Consider the following 23,325-nt stretch of genomic DNA (forward strand, 5'->3'; position numbering starts at 1 on the left):
ACGGGCAAAAGCGGTAAGGGCGCCAGCTGGGATGGTGTTGATGGACCTGGTGCAGGCGGTTTGACGGGGACTCCCAGGAACACACAGCCAGGGGGATGGGTTCTGATGGACTCTGGGAGCCGCACTCACAGCCATCACGGATAGGTTTGATGGCTTCCGGCAGCCGTACTCAGAGCCATCGGGGGATAGGTCTTGATGGACTCTGGGAGCCGCACTCGGAGCTAGCAGGATAGGGCTAGGAGTTGACGGCTCTCTGGAGTGATAGTAGAATGGGGCCACCTTACCAAACGAAAAGCCCCGGCGCTGGTGTTAGCAGCCCAGGGCACGGCCAGTCAGGATGCACTGACTGACAGGCATAGCTTAGCAGACAAGAGCCCGTCAGGACAAGCGCACCTGGCGGGCTTCGTGCTTCTGGGTTTGACACCATCGTGACACCATTGACGGCATCGTGCGCTGGCAGCCACAGAAGCCGTCTCGGTGCCGGACCTACTAGGGGTAGTACTCTCGGCTGAGCAGGGCACCTACCCCTAGGGGCAAAGAGAGCGGGTGAAGGGATTCGAACCCTCGACTCTCTGCTTGGGAAGCAGATGCGCTACCGCTGCGCTACACCCGCACTAAGCCCATTATACCGCAATCCCGCTCCGCCGCAAGACCCCATCAAACACGCAACACGCCCCCCGCCAGCGACAATGATTGGCGCTAACGTACCCAGAGCCAGCTGCCCGAGGCCGCGCCCCGAGGTGCTGGCTGATTCGGCAGGCTCAAGCTAAGCTCGCAGCCTCCTCTCGGGCTACCCGACGCTCGCACCTCTGGCCCCGAGCGCGCTCCTCACGCCGAAAGCCCCCGCCTCAGGATTTGACCCCAACTGCCCCCTTGGCCACAATCCTTCGACCAAGAGCCCGTACGACGGGCGCACCGGGGGGCGCAATGCTGATCTTGGGGACCGCCAACACCGCCTGTGGCATCAGTGAAGGCATGGCCGTGCTCCGGCGTGGAGGCACAGTGGAGGAGGCGGTCGAAGCGGCCCTCCGTCCCGTCGAAGACAACCGTGATGACGACAGCGTCGGCCTGGGCGGTCTGCCCAATCTCCTAGGCCAGGTGGAGCTTGATGCGGCCATCATGGAAGGTACCCACCTTCGCGCCGGTGCGGTCGGTGCCCTCCAGGGCTTCCGCCACCCCATATCCATCGCCCGCCGGGTCATGAAGGAACTGCCTCACCTGCTCCTGGTTGGCGAGGGCGCCGCCCGGTTCGCTGAGGAGATCGGCGCCGAGAGGGGGAACCAGGATGCCGCCGAGGCCCAGCTCCGCTACGAGGAACGCATGCGGCAAGCCGGCCTGGACCCGCGCTGCCTAGGCCAGCCAGGAGAGCAGCCGCTGTACCAGGCCCTCTGGCGGACCATCCACTCCCGGCCTGGCGGCACGGCCAACGTGATCGCCCGCGACGATCAGGGGCGCCTCTGCGTAGGAGTCACCACCAGCGGCTGGGCCCTCAAGTACCCTGGACGGATCGGAGACTCGCCCATCATCGGCGCCGGAGCCTACGCCGATGATCGCTACGGCGCCGCTGCCTGCACCGGCTTGGGTGAGGTCGCCCTGCGATTGTGCACCGCCCACTCCGTCGTAATCCGGCTCTCCGCAGGAATGGAACTAGAGGCCGCGACGCGCTCCGCCCTGGCGGACGCCCTCGCCCTCGATGTGGGCATCCCCTTCGTTCTCAACATCCTGGCCCTGGACCGCGCTGGCAACCACACCTTCTGGTCCACCAGGGGGGACAAGGCGTCCTACCTCTGCTTGGGCCCCGAAGACGAGGAGCCCCGTCGGCTGCCCGCTCGCGCTCTCCCGGCGCCATGACTCCCAATGCCGGCGCCGGCAGGCAGCGGCCGGTCGCCCTTGCCCAATGGGCAGCAGGCGCGCTCGTCCTCGCTGCCCTGCTTACGCTCTACCTCTTCACCCTGGACGATGGGCTGCGGATGGAGGAGCTCCAGGGCGGAGACCTCATCACCCACCAATACGCTCAGGTCGAGGGGCGGTTCTCCAACGCCCCCGGCTACCCCCTCTACACACTGGGGGGATGGCTCTGGTTCCGGATGGGGCGGCTACTGCTCTCCTGGGCCTTGTCCCCCATACAGATCCTGTCGCTGTACTCGACGCTCTGGGCCCTGGCCGCCCTGGCCACCATGTACGTGCTGGCTCTCGAACTCTCCCCCGGTCGCTGGCCTCTGGCCGCTGCGGTAACCCTGTTCTACGGCGTCACCTACTTCTTCTGGTACTACTCCGTCTCCACCGAGCAGTACACCTCGGCCGTGTTTCAGACGCTTCTCCTGGCGCTGCTCGCCCTCCGCTGGGAGCGTACCCAGCGAGACCGCCTTCTGCGCTGGATCGCTTTCGTAGTGGGGACCTGCGCCGCCAACCTGGTCACCACGCTGCTGCTCGTGCCGCCCCTGGCCTGGTTCATCCTCTCCCGCCGGCCTGACCTTCTCCGCCGCCGGCGCCTCATAGCCAGTCTGGCCGCGCTGGCCGCGCTGCCCATCCTCTCCTACGCCTTCGTCTACCTGCGGGGAGCTCAGCACCCGGAATGGCGGGGCGAGGGCGACTGGCCGCACGCCCTGGCCTGGTTCCTGGACTTCATCAGCACCTCTCAGGGGCGCGAGGAGATGACCCTGAGCCTCCTGCCCCTGGGCCTGAGCTACCTCTGCCTGGTGCCTGCCGAACTCACCTGGCCGGTGCTGGTGGCCGGGCTGGCCGGCCTGGGCCTGCTGGGACGTCGCCGCGCGGTGCTGCTTTTGGGCACAGTCCTCCTCTACCTGCTCTTCTCCTATGTCGACCGATTCGGCAATTGGTACCAGGTGGTCATGCCCGCCTACCCTCTGGTGATACTGGGCCTAGTCGGTCTCTCCAGATGCCCCCGAGCCCGAGCTGACGGGCCGTGGTCGAGACTAGTACTTGCGGGAATAGTCATCCTGCTTCTGCTGGGCACAGGCGACCGGCTGGCCACGAACCTGCCGCGGGCGAATCTGAGCCAGCGCCTGGACGATGATGCCCTCTGTCCTGGACGTGCCATCCTCGCCGACCTGCAGCTACTTGACCCGGACGGCATCGCGTCGGTCCTGGTGACCTACGAGGAATCGCTCTCGCTCCAGTACCTGCAGAGCGTGCTGGGCGAGGGCGACCGTGTCCGCGTGCTAACCGACCCGGCCGCAGTCGAGTCGGCGACGCACGTGAGCCGCCATGCGGCCCCGTTGGCCCTGCCGAGTCCAGGATGGAGGCAGCCCCACGCGGCAGGAGAGGTGCTGCTGGCCCCAGAAGCCCCTGAGGCCCTCCGCCTCGCCGCCGTAACCAGCGCCCGCGCCGCGTCCCTGGGCCCCCTGAGCCCCTCCCAACTAGCGCTCGATCTCCGGGACCGATCGCCCGCTTGCGGCGGTCCGGCGCTGTTGGTCCTCATCCGCTGGCACCTGCTTGAGCCGCTCGATGCCGACCTATCCATCTCGGTCCGGGCTCTGTCCCAGGGAGCGCTCATACGGGCTGACCAAGGTCCGGCTCAGGACGACCACCCCCCCGTCTGGGGGCTGTCGCCCACCTCCACCTGGTCCCCGGGGGACGAACGCCTGGATGCCTATCTGCTCCCTCTCTCCGAGGAACGGGCTGCCGATTCACTGGAGTTGGTGGCCTACGTCCTGACCGACGACGGTCCCGAGACGCTGTGGGAGGCCGAGCTACCACTCCCGGAGTAGCGGTCCCGCCCCGGAGCGCAGCTCGTACTCGCGATCGCACCGGTGTACCTCAATCTGGGGGCAAGGTATAGGCCCGCACCCAAAGCGGTGCCGCGCCCGGTCCCCACTCGAGGAGTCCGCGTCCCCAGACACGGAGCCATTCCGGCCGGGCGGTGTGCCTGAGCTGCAGGCCGAGGGCCGCAGGGGGTCTCTGGCCGCTATCCGTGTCTCGCACTCGGCCCCACTCTGAGACGCACCCAACCGCACCTGGCGCTGGACAGCCGCCCTCGGCTGGTGCTACTATGGCTCCAATACAGGCGGAGGTGGCATGCGCAAGATCGCCGTAAGCGGCAAGGGTGGGGTGGGGAAGAGCACTCTGGCGGCCTCTCTGGCTTACGTCTATTCCGAGCGCGGAGTCCGCGTCTACGCCATTGACGCCGACCCCGATGGCAACCTGGCGGCGGCCCTCGGCATTCCTTCCGAACTGGCAGCGCAGATCACTCCCATCTCCGAGATGGACAGCCTCATCTTCGAGCGTACCGGCGCCAAGCCCGGCTCTTCAGGTACATTCTTCCGCCTCAACCCGCGAGTGGACGACATCCCCGAGCGGTTCTCCGTCGAGCACAACGGCATTCGCCTTCTGGTCATGGGCTCCGTTACCTCGGGCGGCAGTGGCTGCGTCTGCCCCGAGAGCGCCCTCCTGCGCGCTTTGGTCACCCATCTCACGCTCCATCGCGATGAGGTGGTGATACTGGATATGGAGGCAGGAGTGGAGCACCTGGGGCGCGCCACCGCCAGCGCGGTAGACGCCTTCATCGTGGTGGTGGAGCCAGGCCTGCGCAGCATTCAGACCGCCAATGCCGTGCGGGCGCTGGCCCACGATATTGGTGTGACCAACATCCTGGCGGTGGGCAACAAGGTGAGAAACGAGCGCGACCGGCAGTTTCTGCGCGAGCAACTAGCCGATATCCCCGTGCTCGGCTTCATTCCCTTCATGGAGGACATCATTGAGGCCGATCTCACCGGCAGCGCCGCCTACCTCACCGTGCCCACACTCGCCGAGGCGGTTCGCGCCATAGTCCAGCAACTGGAGGAGTAGTTGGGGAGCTTGTTCGTGGTGGGCACGCCCATCGGCAACCTGGGCGACGTCACCCTACGAGCCCTGGACACGCTCCGACAAGTCTCTCTCATCGCCGCCGAGGACACGCGCACTACCCGTAAGCTGCTTAGCCACTACGACATACACACCCCCCTGATCTCGTACTACGAGCACAATCGCCTACAGCGGCTAGATCAGATACTGGGCGCTCTGGCAGAGGGTGACGTGGCCCTTGTCAGCGAGAGCGGCACCCCGAGCATCTCCGACCCTGGATACCACCTCGTCCGGGCCGCCATCGAGGCTGGCTTCCGGGTGACGCCAGTCCCCGGCCCCAGTGCCGCCATCGCTGCCCTGGCCGCCTCCGGCCTGCCTACCGACTCCTTCACCTTCGCTGGCTTCCCTCCCCGTCAACGCAACCGCCGCCGGGAGCGCCTGGAGAGACTGGCCTGGTTGGAGCACACCCTCGTCCTATACGAGGCGCCCCATCGGCTGGAGGAAAGCCTCGCCGACTTGCTTGATCTGCTGGGCGACCGCCGCGTCTGTGTGGCTCGGGAGCTGACCAAGGTGCATGAGGAGTTCTGGCGTGGTACGCTGGAGGAGGCCACCGAGCGATTTCGCGGCCAGCAACGGGGCGAGTTCACCATCGTAATCGAGGGCCGCAGCGAGGAGACCTGGAGCCGCGAAGCGGTCGTGAAGGCACTGATCTCGCTGCGTGAGCAGGGATTGGGCCCGGCCGAGGCGGCTCGAGAAGTGGCCGCGAAAGCCGGCTGGCCTCGAGGCGAGGTGTACCGCTTGGGTGTAGCCGTACACCGACATGAGAGCGGCGCAGATGCGGTCACCCCAGCATCGGAGGAGTCAGATGGAGCTTGACAGCCTGGATCTGAGTCGAGTTGACCCCGGGGGCATGTACCTGCGCGTTAGCGAGCTGCCCGATCAGATCCTCGAAGCGTGGAACCTGGTGCAATACCTGGACCTGCCGGAGAGTTACCGCGATGTCAGCAATGCAGTCGTGCTCGGCATGGGCGGCTCTGCCATCGGTGCCGATCTCGTGCGCACGCTGGTCGAGGACAGCGCCAAGGTGCCCATGCAGGTGGTGCGCGACTATCGCATACCGGCCTACGTCAGCGATTCCAGCCTGGTGATCGCTTCATCGTACTCGGGCAACACCGAGGAGACCCTCTCGGCCCTGGACGAGGCCATCGCCGTTGGGGCTAAGTGCGTAGCTGTGGGTACGGGGGGCAAGCTGGAGCAGAGAGCCGAGGACGCCGGCGTCCCCTTCGTGGCCTTCGAGTATCAATCGGCTCCCAGAGCAGCCATAGGCTACTCCTTCATGCTCATCGCCGGGGTGTTGCGGGCAGCGGCGCTGATAGACATGCACGAACCTGACTTCAAGAGGGCTGCGGAGGTGATGCGGTCCCTGCAGCGTGAGATCGCCCCCGAAGTGCCCACTGAGAGCAACGCTGCCAAGCAGCTGGCCCAGAAGCTGCATCAGCGGGTGCCAGCGGTATATGGCGCCGGCATTCTCAGCGAGGTGGCTCGACGGTGGAAGGGCCAGTTCAATGAGAACTCCAAGGCCTGGGCCTTCTTCGAGGTGATGCCCGAACTCAACCACAACGCCGTGTTGGGATACGCCAACCCGCTCCACGCCCAGGAGAACCTGGCTGTGGTCATGCTTCGCTCCGACCTCGACCATCCTCGGGTCAAGGTGCGTTATGACGTCACCGCCCGATTGCTGCAAGAACGTGGCGTCCCCTGTCACTCCGTATGGGCTCGGGGGGAGACGGCGGTGGAACACATGCTCTCCACCATTCACTTCGGCGACTACGTGAGCATCTATCTGGCCTACCTCTACGGCTCGGATCCGACGCCGGTGGACGCCATAGCGTATCTCAAGGAGCAACTGGCTCAGGCGTGAGACACCAGATCGGAGCTGCGGTTGCACTTCGGTCCCGCCCTTGGCGGGAAGGGGGCCGGGCTATGCGCTCGAAGAAGGCGGGAGGGCTGGCCCGATGATTGTGCTGCCTGGGCGCAGATGTTCAGGGCACCAGAGCCCCGGGGCGGCTCTGGTGCCCTTTGCATGTGGCGGTCGCGATGCCCCGACACGCGTGCAGGGTTCACTCATTGACGGGAGGAAGGAATGGACTCAGGAATGATCGGGAAGATCCAGAAGGCTCGCCAGTACGCCGAGGAGCCGGAGCGAGTCACGTTCGAATCCTTCACCGTATCATTCGCGGGCAATCACGATAGCTACATCATCACCTACGACAAGGGGCACTGGTCTTGCCAGTGCAACTACTTTCAAGGACACTCGGTGTGCAGCCATACCATGACTATGGAGAGGCTACTGGGGCCGATGCTCAAGCGGACTGCTGAGCAGGCCTAGGTCCCGTCGATCGGCCTCGGCAGGTAGCGGCGACGTCACATGAGATTCAACTGGAAAGTCTGGCTAGGCGTCCTGGTGAGCGCGGTCTTCTTCGCCTGGTTCCTGCGTGGCCTCTCGCTGGATCAGGTGTGGCGCGATCTCGTCCAGGCCAACTACTGGTACCTGATCCCCGGCGTCGCCGTCTACTTCTTGGCGGTCTGGGCCAGGACCTGGCGGTGGCAGTACCTGCTTCGGCCCATGGCCTCGCTCTCCTTGCGCCGCCTGTTTCCCATCGTCGTCATCGGCTACATGGGCAATAACGTGTACCCTGCCCGGGCCGGCGAAGTCATCCGCTCCTACGTCCTTCTGAGGAACGCCAATGTGCCGGTGAGTGCCTCGCTCGCCACCGTCTTAGTAGAGCGGGTGTTCGACGGGCTGGTCATGCTGCTGTTTGTCTTCGTGGCTGTGCCCTTCGTGGATCTGCCCGGCTGGCTCAACTTCACCGTGATCGCTGCCACACTGGCCTTCGCCGTCGCTTTCGGAGTGTTAGTGGCTGTGGCTCTGTGGCCTCAGGTGTTCCTCCGCTTCTACGGACGCATCGAGGCGCTGCTGGTGCCGGCCCGGTGGCGCAGCCGGGCCAGGGGAATCCTGGAGCTCTTCTGCACCGGGCTGTCCGCCCTGCGGCATCCCCGGCACCTGGCCATGATCCTCTTCACTTCGATCCTCATCTGGCTCACCGAGACCACCAAGTACTGGGTGCTCATGCATGGGTTTAGCTTCCACGCGCCCTTCATCGTGCTCATGCTCATGACGGCGGTGGTCAACCTGGCCACCACCATACCCTCCGCTCCCGGCTACGTGGGCACCTTCGATGCTCCCGGTATCAAGACCCTGGCCGCGTTCGGCGTTCCGGAGTCGGTGGCGGCGGGCTACACCCTGGTCCTGCATGCCGCACTGCTCCTGCCCATCACCCTGCTGGGCTTCTTCTACATGTGGCGTGAGAGCGTTTCCTGGTCGGATTTCCGGGCCGCGGCCAGGCCTCAACCCACCGAGGCCTGAGCCGCTCCTGGGCTGGGGCGCGGAGTTGACACCAAGCCCGCTCTCCCGCTAGCCTCGCATGATGAGCATGATGGAGTTCGCCAGCTGCAGTGCCTCCAGTACTCGCGTGGGAGTGGACCTCGTGGAGATATCTAGAATCGCCCGCGCCTGCGACCGCTGGGGCGATCGGTTCTTGGCCCGTGTATACACACCGACCGAGCAAGCCGATAGCCGGGGGCGGCCTGCCGCGCTGGCGGCGCGCTTCGCCGCCAAAGAGGCCGCCGCCAAGGCCTTAGGCGTGGGCATAGGCCCGGTGAGCTGGCACAGTATCGAGGTGCTGGTAGGGGCCCGTGGCCGACCCCTTCTGCGCTTGCTGGGACCGGCCGCCGACCTGGCATCTCGTCTGGGCATCCGTCAGGCAGACGTCAGCCTGTCCGACACCAGTGAGTACGCCCTAGCCGTGGTAATACTGACCTGATGGGGGCGGGCCGTGCCCCATTCGGTACGCTCTGGAGACGATGCAGTGGGAGAGAGAGGAGCCGTGAAGAAGAAGGTCTTCTCGGGCGTGCAGCCCTCAGGGAATCTGCATATCGGCAACTACCTGGGGGCCATACGTAACTGGGTAGAGATTCAGCACCAGTACGACAACACGTTCTGCGTGGTGGATGCTCACGCCATTACCGTGCCTCAGGATCCGGAGGTGCTGCGCGACAAGAGCCGCGAGGTGGCAGCGATCTACATCGCCTGCGGCATAGACCCCGAGGAGTCAGTCATCTTCATCCAGTCCCACGTTCCCGCGCACTTCCAGTTGACCTGGATCCTGAACTGCATCACCCCCATGGGCTGGCTGAACCGCATGACCCAGTTCAAGGAGAAGGCGGGCGAAGAACGCGAGTCGGTGAGCACCGGCCTGTACGACTACCCTGTGCTGATGGCTTCCGACATCCTCCTTTACGACACCGATCTGGTCCCGGTGGGTGCCGACCAGATACAGCACATCGAGCTCACCCGAGACATCGCCCAGCGCTTCAACTACCTCTTCGGCGAGACCTTCAAGCTCCCGGAGGCGCTGGTGCGCGAGACCGGCGCCCGCATCATGGCGCTGGACGAGCCTACCAAGAAGATGAGCAAGAGCAGCGAGTCGCCCATGGGCGCCGTAGACATCTTGGACACCCCCGACGCCATTCGGCGAAAGATCATGCGGGCAGTCACCGATCCTCTCCGCGACATCACCTTCGACCCAGCGCGGCACGGTCTGTACAACTTACTCACGGTGTACCAGCTCTTCTCCGGATGGTCACCCGAGCAGATCGAGACACACTTCCGGGGCAAGGGTTACGCCGACCTGAAGCGTGAACTGGCCGACCTGGTGATAGAGTCTCTCCGGCCCATACAGGAGCGCTACCGGCAGCTCAGATCGGACCCGCAGACTATCGAGGACATCCTCAGGCGCGGCGCTGAGAGGGCAGCCCCAGTCGCCGACGCCAAAGTGGCGCAGGTGAAAGAGAGGATAGGTCTGGGTTAGGCGCGCCAGCACGGAAGGCAGGCCCACAAGGAGGCATCACCCATGGCAGACGCTACCAGAGACGTGGTGAGGCTGCGACAGCTCGCCCTGCAGATACGGCGCACCATTATTGAGATTACCACCAGGGCCGGCTCCGGGCACCCCAGCACCTCGCTGAGCATGGTGGAGCTCCTGATCCCCCTGTATTTCGGGGGCGTGCTCCGCCACGACCCCCAGAACCCCTGTTGGCCCGATCGCGACCGCTTTATCCTGAGCAAGGGCCACGGCGCCCCGGCGCTCTACACTGTGCTGGCCATGCGCGGCTACTTCTCCGAGGATCTCCTGCCCACCCTCAGGAGGATAGACAGCCCGCTGGAAGGGCACCCCAACATGCTCCGGGTGCCGGGGTTGGAGGCCTCCACCGGCTCACTGGGCCAGGGGCTCTCCCTCGGGGTAGGCCACGCACTGGCCGCCCGAGTAGACGGCCGCGGCTACCGTACCTACGTCATGATCGGGGACGGCGAATCCCAGGAAGGCCAGGTCTGGGAGGCAGCCATGGCCGCCGGTAAGTTCGGCCTGAGCAACCTCACCTGCATCCTCGATCATAATGGGTACCAGCAGACTGGCGCTGTAGCCGAGGTGATGCCGATCGAGCCGATAGCGGCCCGCTGGTCCGCCTTCGGGTGGCACGTCATAGAGATAGACGGGCACGACCTGGAGCAGGTCTTCGCCGCCTACGACGAGGCCAGAAGCACGACCGATCGGCCCAGCCTGATCTTGGCTCGGACCGTCAAGGGCAAGGGAGTCAGGGTCATCGAGCAAGACGTGAAGCAGAGCCGTTACCACGGGGTGCCTCTGAGCCAGGACGAGGCGCGAGTGGCATTGGAGGAGCTGGCATGAAGGTAGGAGCACGCATCGGCTTGCCCATCGGCAAGGCCACTCGCAACGCCTTCGGCGAGGCCCTACGCGACCTGGGCCACGAGTACCCGAACATCGTGGTGGTCGACGGAGACGTCCACAACTCCACCCGGACTGGCTATTTCGCCAAGGAGTTTCCCGATCGCTTCTTCAACCTGGGCATCGCCGAGTCCAACATGGTGGGCGTGGCAGCCGGGCTGGCAGCCTCGGGAAAGATCGCGTTCGTCTCCAGCTTCGCCTGCTTCATCATGTGCAACGCCTTCGACCAGCTACGCATGTCGGTGGCCTTCCCCAGGCAGAACGTGAAAGTAGTGGGCAGCCATGCCGGCATAAGCATCGGGGAGGATGGTCCATCGCAGATGGGCATCGAGGACGTGGCCCTGGCCCTAGCCCTTCCTGGGTTCGCCGTCTTCAGCCCCGCCGACGAGCACGCCGCCCGCGCCCTCACCCGACACATGGTGGAGACGGAGGGCCCGGCATACATGCGCACTGGCAGGCCCGACTTCCCGGTGGTCTACCAGCCCGAATCGGAGTTCGTCGTGGGCCGGGCCAACCGGCTGCGCGACGGAGGCGACTTGACCATCGTCGCCAGCGGTCTCATGGTGGCCGCCGGACTGGAGGCCGCCTACCTCCTTTCCCAGGACGGCATTGAGGCCCGCGTGCTCGACATGCACACCATCCGGCCGCTGGACGAGGAGGCCATAGAGGCCGCCGCCCGGGAGACGGGCTGCATCGTCACCGCCGAGGAGCATCTTCTGGCCGGGGGAATGGGCCAGCAGGTAGCAACGGTGGCCGCTCGCACCCACCCGGTGCCTATGGGCTTCGTGGGGCTGGACAACACCTATGCCACCAGCGGCTCCACCGACGCCCTGCTGGAGCGGTACGGCCTCACCGCCGACCATATCGCCCAGAAGGCACGCGAAGCTCTTTCCCACAAGCAGAGACCCCGTTAGCCACTGTTGGGCCTCTGCCTCGGTCGGCGTCCGGAATCACCGGTGAGCGCGCACCGAGTACCGGACCCCGTCCGTCACTATCTCGATGGTGCCTAGCTGGTCCGTTCGCAGACACTGGATGCCTCTGAGGCGCAGCCTTTCCAGAACCTCGGCGGCTGGGTGTCCGTAACGATTCTCGCCCACCGAGATCACCGCTAGGCCGGGCCCGAGCGCCTCCAGCAGTCCGTCGCTTGTGGCCCTGGCCGATCCATGATGGCTAACCTTGAGCAGCCACGACGGCTTCGCCGCCCCTTCAGCGATCAGGCGTTGCTCCACCAGCCACTCGGCATCTCCGGTTAGCAGAACTGTCGCCTCGCCATAGCTTACCTGCACCACCGCGGAGCAGTCATTGTCGGAGATGATCCATCCGGGGCATCCGGTGGCAGGCGGATAGAGCACCTGCAGCTCTACGCCATCGCCCAAGTCCACGATCTGACCTGCCGCCACCACTGTGACGTTCACCGACCTGTCGGCCACGCTCTCCCACTGCCGGGCCCAGGCTGTCGGCACCGGAGCGGCCGGGCTCAGGAGCAGGCCCACTGAGTACCTGGGCACCAGGCCGAGCAAACCCCCCATGTGATCCAAGTCCGGATGGGTAAGCAGGACCACGTCCAAGTGGCGCTGCCACACCGGAAGTGCCCGACCTAGATACCCCCGCAGCGCATCCGGGTCGGCACCACCGTCAACCACCACCCTGCGCCCGCTGGGAGTAGTGATCAGTATCGAGTCACCCTGGCCCACGTCCAGGAACGCCAGGTGCAGCCGCCCATCCGGCAATTGGAGGGCCACCGCCCACACTGCCACAGTCAGTATCGTACCGACCACCCAGAGCGGCAGACGGCGGGGAGGACGCCAGGCCTTGAGGGCGCTCAGCCACCGGCCCAGTGTCCGTCTGGGCCCGGACACGAGGAGCAGCAGGACGCCGTAGTAGACAGTCACCGCGGCCGGGCTCCAGGGAGGGCATTCGAGCGAAGCCAGTGGCACTCTGGCCGCCAGGTGTGCGACACCAAGGGTGAGCCGAGCGAGCGCCCAGCCAGGCAGGGCGACCAACTGGGCCAGCGCCGGCCCGACCAGGGCCGAGCCGGCCCCCGCCAAGGCGGCCATCATCTGTGCCGGCTGAAGCGGCAGCACCAGGGCATTGGACAGCAGGCCCAGGCCTGGCAGCCTGCCAAAGTGAGCAGCCGATATGGGCAGGCTGGCCACCTGCGCCGCCAACGTCGTCACCATCGCTGAGGCCATGGGGCCAAGCGGCCGCAGTCCGGCCCAGAGGCGCCAGTTCCGGCCTTGTGCCCAGAGCATGCCCGCCGAGGTGGCCACCGATAGCTGGTAGCTCGGCTCCAGTAGCAGCAGCGGGCTGGCCAGCGCCATCGCTCCCACCGCCAGAGCTAGCGCCGTCCACCCGTGCCCCGGCCGGCCCACCACCTGGGCCCCTACGGCCAGCAGCACCATCACCGAGCCCCGCACTACTGGCGGGTCGCCGCCGGTGAGGACGCTGTACCCCAGGCACAGAGCGGCGGCGGCGCCGAAGGCCACACCCCACCCCAGAGGACGGCGCAGAAGGCCCACCACTGCCGCCGCCATGATCGACACGTTGAACCCGGACACCACCAGGATGTGCAGCAGACCTGAGCGCCGCAAGTCCTCTTCTGCGCCCTGTGGTAGCCCCTCGGCCGTCCCGAGAACAATGCCGGAGAGGAAGCTGGCCTCAGGCTCAGGCACCGCCTCCAGGAGCCCATCCAGGGCCCGTCGCCTCAAACCGAATAGAACTCGTCGCAGCGACACGGAACCAGGGCCAACGAACTCGACAGCGTCGGCCCGGATCACGGCCGAGACACCGCGCCGGGCCAAGTAGTCCCGGTAACCCGAGCCTACGCCCAGGGTCGGAGTGCGGGGCTTGCCGGTGAGGCGCACGATGTCGCCGTACTGCAAACCGATAAGGGGCCTGCCCGTCACGGCGGCAGACCAGGGCGCCACAGGCGAGTCGTCCACCTGCAACACACTGCAGGTATAGCGCTGCCACAGGCCGTCCAGTCCAGGATCCGAGATCACGCGGCAGAGCATCTCGCGCGTACCCGAGTCCGCGTACGGGTTGGATAATGGGAGAGCAGCCACCGTCGCGGCGCCGCGTCCCGCCCCCAGCGCTGCTACCGCCGCCAGCAGCAACCAGCGAGACGTCCGAAGCCTTCCGGCTCGCCACGACACCACCGCCCCAAGGAACGCCGCCAGGCCGCCGACCGCCAGGACCTCCGGCCGAGGGTTCTCCGCCAGGCCGATCCCCACTCCCGCCAGGGCGACCAGGCAGGCCTGCAGCAAGGTCACCACGGCCTTTACTAGCGAGCTTGCGGATCCGCCCCGACCGGGTTGAGGACAGTGCGTCGGGCCACCAGGAACCCGATAGCCGCCACGGCGGCCACCAGGCTGATCCATTGGGCGGTGGGCATCCCGCCCACCTTCCAGGCATCCACCCGAAGACCTTCGGTGAAGAATCGGCCAACGGGATACCAGACGAAGTACAGCGCCGTCAGGTCTCCCTTCCTCAACCGGTGCCCGTAGCGCCGCGAGAGCCACCCCAGTAGGACCCACCCGGCGAAGGCCCAGATGGACTCATACAGAAAGACGGGATGGAAGTGGCTGTACTCCTCGTACCCCGGGAGTCGATGCGGAGGCGAGATGTAGATGGCCCAGGGCAGGTCGGTGGGCGGACCATAGGCCTCCTGGTTGACGAAGTTGCCCCAGCGCCCAATCGCCTGGGCCAGCAGGACATTGGGAAAGACGATGTCCATCCAGAGTACCAGGTCGAGCTTGTGGTACCACGAGTACGTTGCCAGCCCGACGAAGCCTCCCACAAGGGCACCGTAGATGGCCAGCCCTCCCTCCCAGATCTTGAGCGCGTCCAGCGGGTGCTGGCGGTAGTGCTCCCACCCCACCTGGCCCTCAGCGCTCGAGAAGACGTGGTACAGCCGCGCTCCCACGATCCCCAGGAACAGGACCCAGATGAGCATGTCCCATACGTACTCCGGGTTCTGGCCTCGCCGCTTAGCGCCACGGGCGGAGAAGTAGGCCGCCAAGACCGCACCCCCAATGACCAACACGCCATACCAGCGGATGGCAAAGGGGCCGAGCCGCACCAGCACTGGATCTACCATCGTCCCTCCCGGGGGTTCCTCTTGGCGGGCGCTGCCCACCGCCCGACCAGAAAGGACCGCAAGCGAATGTCAAAGAAGACTGACATCATCGTATGAAACACGTACGCCAATCGTCAAGAAACACAAGCCGACCAGGCGTATACTGGCCTTGTCGGCGTGAAGACGTCTGTTCGACGGCAGACACCTCTCTTCTCCTCCTAAAGGACTAAGAGCCGAGGTCGGGGCGTCCTCGGCTCTTAGTGTTTATCCCCTCTATGCGCCTCGCGCAGAGCCGCCGCGGTAAGGCGAGCCGTGGCCTGCCAGCTGAACCCGGCCGCCCGGGCGCGTGCCACCCGGGACATCCTTCGCCGGAGGTCGGCGTCGTTCACCACTCGCCCCAACGCTTCCGCCAGAGCAGCGGCGTCACCCGGTCGCACCAGCAGGGCCGCTTCTCCACACACCTCAGGCACCGCGGAAGCGTTCGCTGCCACCACCGGTACCCCGCAGGCCATGGCCTCCAGCGGCGGTAGGCCGAAGCCCTCATACTCACTGGGGAAGACGAACGCCATCGCGCCCGACAGTACGGCGGCCTTGTCCGCCTCGTCCAGCGGCCCCACGAGCATGACCCGGTCCTCTAGCCCCGACTCTCGGACCAACCGGCGCACGTCCGTGACGGCCGGCCCTACCCGCTCGGGGAGGCGCCCCGCCACCACCAGAGGCGGCGCTGCCGGAGTGGCTTGGGCTAGAAGGCGATAGGCGGCCAGAAGCACGTCCATCCGCTTCCGCCGGTCGAACCCACCCATGTAGAGAACGTAGCCGGCCGGAAGCCTGTACCGCTCCCGGACTCGGGCCGCCTCGCTCCCGTCCCTCACCGGCACCAGGTCGCCGCTGACGCCCAAGGACACCACCCGAATGCGCCCTGGCGGGGCCCCGAGCAGCTGGACCGTATCGCGCATGGTCCAGCGGGAATCCGCCAACAGCAAACGGGCTCGTCGCGCGTTTGCCCTCACCAGCAGAGAGTACGCCCGTGCCAGGGCGCCGTGGCGGTACTGAGGAAGCAGTAGCGGAATTGTGTCGTGCACCGTGACTACGCTTGTGTCGGGGTGAAGAATGGGGGGGCCCAGGTATGGGACGAACAGCAGCTGGCACCCCTGTCCCAGAGCCCGGCGGGGGAAGGCTACCTGCTCGAAGTACAGCTTGGCCCAGTTGCCAGCGAGGCCACGCGGCACCTCAACCGGCTCAACCAGCCGACCCAGGTCAGGGCTGACAGCTGTCCCGGCCAGGGTATACAGCCGCAGGTCCAGGTCGGGCGCCACCTCCGGCAGCCACCGCACCAGTTGACTCAGGTACTGCCCCGAGCCGGTGTGAGGGTGACCCAAGAAGTAGGCGTTCACCCCCACCAAGATGCCGGATTCTGATCGCAGCGACACCAGCAAGCGACCAGCGAGGTGACCGACACTGCCGCCGCCGAGCCTGCCGCGTCGGCTCGTCGTCGCAGTGCTCCCTTCTACGCCCTTCTCGGCGCTCTCTGCAGTCTTGGCGATGATCTTCCCTTCCCCTCTGCAGTATTGGCCGCTATCCCCCCGCGCGGCGCAGTTCTTCCGCCCAGGTCTCCGGCAGGGCATCGGTGATGAAGGTACCGGCGCCGGTCTCGCAGCCGGCCCTGTACTTGAGCTTATCGGCGCTGCGCCGCAAGGGATAGAACTCCAAGTGGAAGTGATGGTGCCGGTAGGCCCCCCCGTCCGACGGGTTCTGATGCAGCACCATCATGTAGGGCATGGGACCATCGTAGAGGGCATCGTACCGGGCCACCACGTCGTGGATGGCCTGGGCCAGGCCCCAGTCTTCCTCCGGGCTCATCTGGGAGAGACTGCCCAAGTGCCGTTCGGGCAGGACGTGTACCTCGTAGGGGAAGCGGGCGTAGAAGGGCACCACCGCCCGGAACTCGCCGAAGTGGGATATCAGCCGCACGCCGTCCTCGATCTCGCGCCGGAGCAGGTCGCACAGAAGGCAGCGACGTTCCCGATACCAGTACCTCTCCATGGCTGCCAGTTCGCGCTGAACCACCGGTGGCACGTAGGGAAAGGCGTAGATCTGCCCGTGAGGATGGGTCAGGGTGACGCCCACCTCTGGGCCACGGTTCTCGAATATGAACACGTAGTCAATCTCGCTGCGTGCCCCTAGTTCCTGGTACCGGTCTCTCCACACCTGCACCAGCTTGTAGACCGTCGCTGGACCCAGGTCCACCAGGGTGGCCTCGTGGCGGGGCGAGTAGAGGACCACTTCACACTCCCCTTGGGCCGGCAGAACGGGGGTAAGGAGGTGGCCGGCCACGGCAGGCGTTGCCGGCTCCGGTCGAAGGGAGGGAAACTTGTTCTGCAGTACCACTACGTCGTAGTCCGGCTCCGCCACCTCGGTGGGAAACCCTCCGGGCTGGGTGGGGCAAAGGGGGCAGTAGCCCGGCGGAGGGAAGAACGTGCGCTCCTGGCGATGGCTGGCGGTGATGACCCACTCCTCCAGCAGAGGATTCCAGCGTAGCTCACTCACCGGCCTAGTCTCCGTAACCGTAGGGATGTGCCCGGTGCCACTCCCAGGCAGTGGCCACGATCCTCTCCAACTCGACGTATCGGGGACTCCAGCCTAGTTCTCTCTTGATCCGCGAGGAATCGGACACCAGCCAAGGAGAATCTCCCGGCCGCCGCGGCGCCACGCGGGCGGGAATCGGATGCCCGGTCACCTGGCGCGCCACCTCTACTACCTCCCGAACGGAGAAGCCGCGCCCGTTGCCTAGGTTGTATGCACACGACGACCGATCCAGGGCGGTCAGGCAGGCAATGTGGGCGTCGGCGAGGTCGGCCACGTGGATGTAGTCTCGGACGCAGGTGCCGTCTGGAGTAGGGTAGTCGTCCCCGTAGATGAGCGCCTGATCCGCCTGGCCCAGCGCTACCTTCAGCACCAGAGGGATCAGGTGGGATTCCGGCCTGTGGTCCTCGCCCAACCCGCCCCAGGCCCCAGCGGCGTTGAAGTAGCGCAGGGCAGCGTAGCGCAGCCCCACAGTGGCATCCAGCCAGCGGAGGGCTCGCTCCACCATGTGCTTCGACTCGCCGTAAGGGCTAGAGGGGGCAATAGCAGCGGTCTCCCCGATGGGCTCATCGGAGGCAGCGAACAGGGCGGCGGTGGAGGAGAAGATAAACCGCTTCAGCCCCAGAGTGACGACCGCATCCAGGAGGTTGAGCGCGTTGCGAACGTTGTCGCCCACGTACTTCATGGGCAGCCTCATGGACTCGCCCACCTTGATGTTGGCGGCGAAGTGCATGACGGCCTCGACTCCCTCCCGCTCCAGGATACCGGGGAGAGCCTCGCGCTGGGCCAGATCGGCATGCACGAATCGGGCTCCAACGGGGATGGCTTGCCGGTGGCCGGTGCTGAGGTTGTCGAGCACGGTCACCTCGTGGCCGTGCTCGAGCAGCCGAGCGGTGACCACGCTCCCGATGTAGCCGGCACCGCCGGTAACCAGCACCCTCACCGACGCTGCTCCCGGTCCGGCTCATCTTCGAAGTAGTACAGGATCACATAGCGGCCATCATCGGTGCGCTCGACGCGTTTGCCCACTAGGCGTGGGCGTGGTTCCTGGCTCTGGGGCTGGCCGTCCTTCCGATCGGCGCTCTCCCCGGGCCGGCGGCTCACTCTTCCACCCTCTGGATGTGCGCTCCCAGCGCGCGCAGCTTCTCGTCAATGCGCTCGTAGCCCCGGTCTATCTGCCCGATGTTGCCGATAGTGCTTCGTCCCCGGGCGCAGAGGGCGGCGCCCAGCAGGGCTACACCGGCGCGGATGTCCGGGCTCTGCAGCTCTTCCCCGTGAAGCGCCGATGGGCCCACTACCACCGCCCGGTGCGGGTCGCACAATATGATGCTGGCGCCCATGGCGATCAGCCGATCCACGAAGAACATGCGGCTCTCGAACATCTTCTCCCAGAACAGCACCGTCCCCCGGCACTGAGTGGCGACCAGGAGAGCCACGCTCATCATGTCACTGGGAAAGGCCGGCCACACGCCGTCGTCAATCTTGGGGACGTTGCCATCGAAGGCGGCCTCAACCCGCAGCTCCTGATCGGCAGGCACCACGATGTCGCCCCCGTCCACCTCTGTGCGCACCCCGAGACGATCGAAGACCAGCCGCGTCATGCGCATGTGTTCCGGCACCGCATCCCTAATCCGCAGTTCGCCCCGAGTCACCGCCGCTAGGCCGATGAAGCTACCCACCTCGGTGTGGTCCGACGCGATCCGACACTGCCCTCCGCCCAACTGGCTCACCCCTTCGATGTGGAGTACGTTGCTGCCCACGCCGGTGATCCGTGCGCCAAGCGAGTTCAGGAAATGGCATAGGTCCTGTACGTGGGGCTCCGAGGCGGCGTTGCGCAGAGTAGTGTGGCCCTCGGCCAGACAGGCAGCCATGATGGCGTTCTCCGTGCCAGTCACGCTGGCCTCATCCAGCAGCACGTCCGCCCCTCGCAGGCGGTCGGCGTGCATCTCGTACCCGCCGTTGACCCGGACCCTAGCCCCCAGGGCCTCGAAGGCCCTCATGTGGGTTCCCACACCTCTGCGTCCTATAGCGCAACCCCCAGGGACACAGACGGTGGCCCGCCCGAAGCGGGCCAGCAGGGGCCCGGCGAACAGGATGGAGCCCCTTATGGTCCGAGCGGCCTCTAGCTCCAGCCGGGTCTTGTTCACCCCCGCAGCGCACACGGTGACCGTGTGAGGATCGTGCCGCTCCACACTGGCGCCAACGTCTTCCAGCAAGTCGAGCACCGTGCGCACGTCCAGGATGTCGGGGAGGTTGGACACCGTCACCGGCTGATCGGTGAGGAGCGTGGCTGCCAGAATAGGCTGAGCGGCGTTCTTGTTGCCGCTGGGTGTCACCTCACCCTTGAGCGGATAGCCACCATTTATCACCAGCTTGGCCATGCATTGTCCTCCGACCAGTGGGGAACTACCCACACCGTCGCTCGCGTATCTCTAGGCTATCGCCTATGCCCAGCCCCACTCGCGTGGCAGCACTGCCGTCTCGGACGGCCACCTCCAGCAGTCCCCGGCTTCCGACGTAGGCCACTAGGTCCCCGCTTCGGACGTCTGCAAACGTCCGGCCAGGGCCGCACACCGTCTCCCCTCCTGCCCGCACCGTGAAGGCCGGAGGAAGGTCGTGCGACCGGGCCGACGTGATCAAGTTGCCGAACCGATCCACGTGGACCACCCGAGCCACCAGGGTTCCCCCGTCCGCCCCCCGCTCCACGCCCAGCGATAGGGTCACTGTCGGCGGTTGTGCGGTTCTGGTGCCGAGCCGGTCGGGAAGCATCCCCGCGGCCAGCTTCGCCGCCACCGGAGCGAACACGTCGCGCCCATGGAAAGTGGCGCTGATGGGCATCCGCCAGTGCTCCGGGCGGTTCAGCTCAAAGACCTCACCCCCGTCCCACACCAGCGACACTAGGCCATTGTCCGGCCCTACGAACCACTGCCGACCGACGCGGGCGATGAGGCCCCGGCGAGACGTGCCCACGCCGGGATCCACCACGACCAGATGGACCGTGTCCGCTGGGAACTGGTCCAGGTAGCTGTATAGCACATAGGCAGCGGAGGAGACCGACCCGGGCGGGATGTCGTGCGCGGCGTCCACCAGCCGGGCCTGGGGCAGTAGAGAGAGGATGACGCCCTTCATGGCCGCCACGTAGCCATCCGAGGTGCCGAAGTCGGTAAGCAGCACGATTGGCCTCACTGGGCGGTCTCCGAGGAAGGATATTAGCCCTCGGGCAACCAGGCGTCAAAGCGAGTAAGCCCGACGACATTGCTCTTGATCCCACCCGCCACCCCTCTATAATCCCCCACGGGCGCCACCGCACCCTCGCCCGCAAGCACACCGGCACAGATCAAGGAGTACCGAAATGAACCCCACCGCCTCCCTCAGCGACCTGGCCCGCCTCCGCTCCGGCATCCGCTCCCGCCGCTGGTCCTCCTACGACACCACCGGCGGCAACGCCGACAACTGGCCCATCCCCGCGGGACAGACCGTCACCCTGGGCCAGACCGAGGGCGCCGGCTGCATCCGCCACATCTGGATGACCACCCGCGAAACCGACAACAACCTCCGCCGCCTGGTCCTCCGCTTCTACTGGGACGGCGAGGAGACACCCTCAGTGCTCTGCCCCCTGGGGGACTTCTTCGGCCTCGGCCACGCCAAGGCCACCTACTTCGAGTGCCTCCCCCTGCAGGCCTCCTACCTGGGCCTCAATTGCTGGTTCCCCATGCCCTTCGCCCGCGGCGCTCGGGTCACCGTGACCAACGACTCCGACGAGGACAGCTTCCTCTACTTCTACCTCGACTACCAGGAGTGGGACGAGGCGCCTTCAGACCTGGCCCGCTTCCATGCCCACTGGCGCCGCCGGCTGGTCACCGACCAGGGCGAGAAGCGCGGCCCCAATGCCCGGGGCCGGGAGGATCGGCTCAACACTACCGGCAAAGACAACTACGTCGTCCTAGACGTCCGCGGCAGAGGGCACTACGTGGGCTGCTGCCTGCACGTGGACACCGACGAGACCGGCTGGTGGGGTGAGGGCGACGACATGTTCTTCGTGGACGGCGAGCCCTGGCCCCCGAGCCTGCACGGCACCGGCACCGAGGACTACTTCTGCGGCGCCTGGAACTACAACCAGCTGCACCGGCCCTATTGCACCCCCTACTACGGCTATCACTTCAAGGGCAACGCCGACTACACTGGCAAGCACTCCCAGTACCGCTTCCACATCCAGGACCCGGTGTACTTCGAGAAGTCCCTCCTGTTCTCCATCGAGCACGGTCACGCCAACGACCGCCAGGGCGACTGGACCAGCACCGCCTACTGGTACCAGGTGGACCGCCGGGAGCCCCTACCGGAGTTGGGCTCCTTCGAGGATCGCCTTCCTTACAGCTTCGGCGGCCTGGAGCGCTGGCCGGGCAAGGACCGCCGTGCTCTGCCCAGGTAGCCCGGCCGGCTGGCCGCGTCGACGGCGACGCGGCCAGCCGGCGTGCACCCAGAGTCCCCCCTAGGGGCGGTGCGGAGGGCGCCAGCCCGAAGCCCCGCCCTTCGCCCCTACAACACCGGTGCCTCGTCGGCGCGGGGCGATGCCCGGTGGTCGCCCCGGGCGCGCCGCTCAGCCTCACCCGTTGACGGCCTCGGGCAGAGACGCTACCCTTCCGCATCACGACCATGCGTCTCGTGGCGGGACGCCATCACCCCTCGGGAGGCTCGCGTACTGTGCTGTTCACACTCACCCACCACTTCCCCAGCTACCGGCTCTACGAGCCCCAGGTGCCCGTCTGGTGCGCCACACCCGGCACCGGAAGGGTGATACACCGGTTCTTCGACACTTCCCCCTTCAGCCCCTCCGGCCGCTACCTGGCCCTCACCCGCCTTCCCTTCGAGGTCCGGCTCCCCCGGCCCGGCGACGTGGCCGAGGTGGTCCTCGTGGATCTGGAAGCGGGCGAACAGCGGGCGGTGGCCGAGACCCGGGGCTGGGACACCCAGCTAGGCGCCCAGTGCCAGTGGGGCGCCGATGATACCCAGCTGTTCTTCAACGACATGGACACAGCCACCTGGACCCCCTTCGGCGTCAAGATGGACCCCATTAGTGGTCAGATGACGCGGCTGGATGGCCCCGTCTACATGGTCTCCCCCGATGGCACCCAGGCCCTCAGCCCCTGCCTCCTGCGCACGGGAGCCACCCAGGCCGGTTACGGCGTGCTGGCCCCGCCGCAAGCCGTCCCCATCAATGTCGGCGCCCCAGACGATGATGGTGTCTTTCTCACCGACACGGAGACGGGCGAGCGCCGCCTCCTGGTGTCGCTGGCTCAAATCGTCGAGGCCACTCGCCCGTTGGACCCCTCCACTCACCCGGGCGGCTCCTATCACGGCGCTCACGTCAAGTGGAGCCCCCAAGGCACCCGGATCATGCTCGTCCTGCGCTGGTTGCCCTCGCCGGGGGACACCGCCCGCATGGAGCGCATGGTCGTCACCATGGATCGAGACGCCAGCCACATCCGCATCGCGGTCCCCGCCGATCGGTGGTCTAGGGGCGGCCACCACCCCAACTGGTGCCCTGACGGCGAGAGGGTGCTGATGAACCTCAACCTCGACGGGAGCGGCCTGCGCTTCGTGGCCGCCCGGTACGACGGCAGCGAGCTGCGTGACATCGCCGGCGGCGTGCCGGGGTCGGGTCACCCCACCCTGCACCCCAATGGGCGCCACATCCTCACCGACGCCTACCCCGACGAGCCCCTCGCCTATGGCGATGGTACTGTCCCTATCCGCCTGGTTGACCTGCGGGACCGGAGCGATCGCGCCCTCGTCCGCATCGGCGTCGTGCCTCCATTCGAGGGCCCGAGGAAAGAACTGCGGGTGGATCCCCATCCCGCGTGGGACCGAGCCTACAGACGCATCGCCTTCAATGCTTGCCCGGACGGCACCCGCCGGGTATACGTGGCCGACCTTTCGGCAGTGGTGAGCTGAGGCACAGCCCTCCGGCTGCCCGACGGCACCGTCGTAGGGCCA

General features: G+C 66.4%; 21 protein-coding genes and 1 tRNA gene. 13 read left to right on the forward strand and 9 right to left on the reverse strand.

From position 1 onward, the window contains the following. Nucleotides 1-541 precede the first annotated feature (541 nt). Nucleotides 542-613, reverse strand: a tRNA-Gly gene (locus tag HPY83_03520). A 314-nt stretch (nucleotides 614-927) separates the two neighbouring features. Here HPY83_03520 and HPY83_03525 point away from each other — a divergent pair. The 11 genes from HPY83_03525 (at nucleotide 928) to HPY83_03575 (ending at nucleotide 11,584) form a co-directional block, all read left to right on the forward strand. Beyond that, entirely contained in the window at nucleotides 928-1,851 is a 924-nt protein-coding gene (locus tag HPY83_03525) for an asparaginase (GenBank protein ID NPV07019.1), read from the forward strand. Next, complete coding sequence (locus HPY83_03530) at nucleotides 1,848-3,731, forward strand: DUF2723 domain-containing protein (GenBank protein ID NPV07020.1); 1,884 nt, start codon at nucleotides 1,848-1,850, stop codon at nucleotides 3,729-3,731. The genes HPY83_03525 and HPY83_03530 overlap by 4 nt, the downstream gene beginning before the upstream one ends. 307 nt (nucleotides 3,732-4,038) lie before the next feature. Next, nucleotides 4,039-4,809 (forward strand): AAA family ATPase, encoded by a 771-nt coding sequence (locus HPY83_03535; protein ID NPV07021.1) that lies wholly within the window; start codon nucleotides 4,039-4,041, stop codon nucleotides 4,807-4,809. Next, the gene (gene rsmI, locus HPY83_03540; protein NPV07022.1) at nucleotides 4,810-5,679 is read left to right on the forward strand and encodes a 16S rRNA (cytidine(1402)-2'-O)-methyltransferase; all 870 of its coding nucleotides are present in this window, start codon (nucleotides 4,810-4,812) and stop codon (nucleotides 5,677-5,679) included. Then, nucleotides 5,669-6,724 carry a bifunctional phosphoglucose/phosphomannose isomerase gene (locus tag HPY83_03545; GenBank protein ID NPV07023.1) on the forward strand — a complete coding sequence of 352 codons (1,056 nt, stop codon included), beginning with the start codon at nucleotides 5,669-5,671 and terminating at the stop codon, nucleotides 6,722-6,724. The genes rsmI and HPY83_03545 overlap by 11 nt, the downstream gene beginning before the upstream one ends. Before the next feature lie 222 nt (nucleotides 6,725-6,946). After that, a complete protein-coding gene (locus HPY83_03550; protein NPV07024.1) occupies nucleotides 6,947-7,192 on the forward strand; it encodes a hypothetical protein in 246 nt (81 codons plus the stop codon). A gap of 39 nt (nucleotides 7,193-7,231) precedes the next feature. After that, nucleotides 7,232-8,230 carry a flippase-like domain-containing protein gene (locus tag HPY83_03555; protein NPV07025.1) on the forward strand — a complete coding sequence of 333 codons (999 nt, stop codon included), beginning with the start codon at nucleotides 7,232-7,234 and terminating at the stop codon, nucleotides 8,228-8,230. A gap of 70 nt (nucleotides 8,231-8,300) precedes the next feature. Beyond that, nucleotides 8,301-8,687 (forward strand): holo-ACP synthase, encoded by a 387-nt coding sequence (gene acpS / locus HPY83_03560; GenBank protein NPV07026.1) that lies wholly within the window; start codon nucleotides 8,301-8,303, stop codon nucleotides 8,685-8,687. A 63-nt stretch (nucleotides 8,688-8,750) separates the two neighbouring features. Further along, entirely contained in the window at nucleotides 8,751-9,734 is a 984-nt protein-coding gene (gene trpS / locus HPY83_03565) for a tryptophan--tRNA ligase (protein ID NPV07027.1), read from the forward strand. 42 nt (nucleotides 9,735-9,776) lie between these two features. Next, entirely contained in the window at nucleotides 9,777-10,613 is an 837-nt protein-coding gene (locus HPY83_03570) for a transketolase (protein ID NPV07028.1), read from the forward strand. Further along, on the forward strand, nucleotides 10,610-11,584 hold the full coding sequence (locus tag HPY83_03575; protein NPV07029.1) for a transketolase family protein: 975 nt from the start codon (nucleotides 10,610-10,612) through the stop codon (nucleotides 11,582-11,584). Before HPY83_03570 ends, HPY83_03575 begins: the two co-directional genes overlap by 4 nt. A gap of 36 nt (nucleotides 11,585-11,620) precedes the next feature. Here HPY83_03575 and HPY83_03580 read toward each other — a convergent pair whose 3' ends face one another. The 8 genes from HPY83_03580 to HPY83_03615 all read right to left on the reverse strand — a co-directional run bounded on the left by HPY83_03580 (nucleotide 11,621) and on the right by HPY83_03615 (nucleotide 20,541). After that, on the reverse strand, nucleotides 11,621-13,942 hold the full coding sequence (locus tag HPY83_03580; GenBank protein NPV07030.1) for a DUF4131 domain-containing protein: 2,322 nt from the start codon (nucleotides 13,940-13,942) through the stop codon (nucleotides 11,621-11,623). Nucleotides 13,943-13,953: 11 nt separating this feature from the next. Continuing rightward, complete coding sequence (locus tag HPY83_03585; GenBank protein NPV07031.1) at nucleotides 13,954-14,769, reverse strand: prolipoprotein diacylglyceryl transferase; 816 nt, start codon at nucleotides 14,767-14,769, stop codon at nucleotides 13,954-13,956. A gap of 236 nt (nucleotides 14,770-15,005) precedes the next feature. Continuing rightward, entirely contained in the window at nucleotides 15,006-16,178 is a 1,173-nt protein-coding gene (locus HPY83_03590) for a glycosyltransferase family 4 protein (GenBank protein NPV07032.1), read from the reverse strand. A gap of 145 nt (nucleotides 16,179-16,323) precedes the next feature. Continuing rightward, on the reverse strand, nucleotides 16,324-17,295 hold the full coding sequence (galT, locus tag HPY83_03595) for a galactose-1-phosphate uridylyltransferase (protein ID NPV07033.1): 972 nt from the start codon (nucleotides 17,293-17,295) through the stop codon (nucleotides 16,324-16,326). Between the two features lie 4 nt (nucleotides 17,296-17,299). Then, nucleotides 17,300-18,274: a UDP-glucose 4-epimerase GalE gene (gene galE, locus HPY83_03600; protein NPV07034.1), complete on the reverse strand. Its 975-nt coding sequence runs from the start codon at nucleotides 18,272-18,274 to the stop codon at nucleotides 17,300-17,302. Then, the gene (locus tag HPY83_03605) at nucleotides 18,271-18,435 is read right to left on the reverse strand and encodes a hypothetical protein (protein NPV07035.1); all 165 of its coding nucleotides are present in this window, start codon (nucleotides 18,433-18,435) and stop codon (nucleotides 18,271-18,273) included. Before HPY83_03605 ends, galE begins: the two co-directional genes overlap by 4 nt. After that, complete coding sequence (gene murA, locus HPY83_03610) at nucleotides 18,432-19,712, reverse strand: UDP-N-acetylglucosamine 1-carboxyvinyltransferase (GenBank protein ID NPV07036.1); 1,281 nt, start codon at nucleotides 19,710-19,712, stop codon at nucleotides 18,432-18,434. Before murA ends, HPY83_03605 begins: the two co-directional genes overlap by 4 nt. A gap of 25 nt (nucleotides 19,713-19,737) precedes the next feature. Next, complete coding sequence (locus tag HPY83_03615; protein NPV07037.1) at nucleotides 19,738-20,541, reverse strand: SAM-dependent chlorinase/fluorinase; 804 nt, start codon at nucleotides 20,539-20,541, stop codon at nucleotides 19,738-19,740. 142 nt (nucleotides 20,542-20,683) lie between these two features. Here HPY83_03615 and HPY83_03620 point away from each other — a divergent pair, with 142 nt between their 5' ends. Together HPY83_03620 and HPY83_03625 are read left to right on the forward strand one after the other, a co-directional pair. Continuing rightward, nucleotides 20,684-21,760 carry a DUF2961 domain-containing protein gene (locus HPY83_03620; GenBank protein ID NPV07038.1) on the forward strand — a complete coding sequence of 359 codons (1,077 nt, stop codon included), beginning with the start codon at nucleotides 20,684-20,686 and terminating at the stop codon, nucleotides 21,758-21,760. A gap of 224 nt (nucleotides 21,761-21,984) precedes the next feature. After that, a complete protein-coding gene (locus HPY83_03625; protein ID NPV07039.1) occupies nucleotides 21,985-23,283 on the forward strand; it encodes a hypothetical protein in 1,299 nt (432 codons plus the stop codon). The last annotated feature ends 42 nt before the right edge of the window (nucleotides 23,284-23,325 follow it).

This window comes from Anaerolineae bacterium, assembly GCA_013178015.1.
Classification (GTDB): domain Bacteria; phylum Chloroflexota; class Anaerolineae; order DRVO01; family DRVO01; genus Ch71.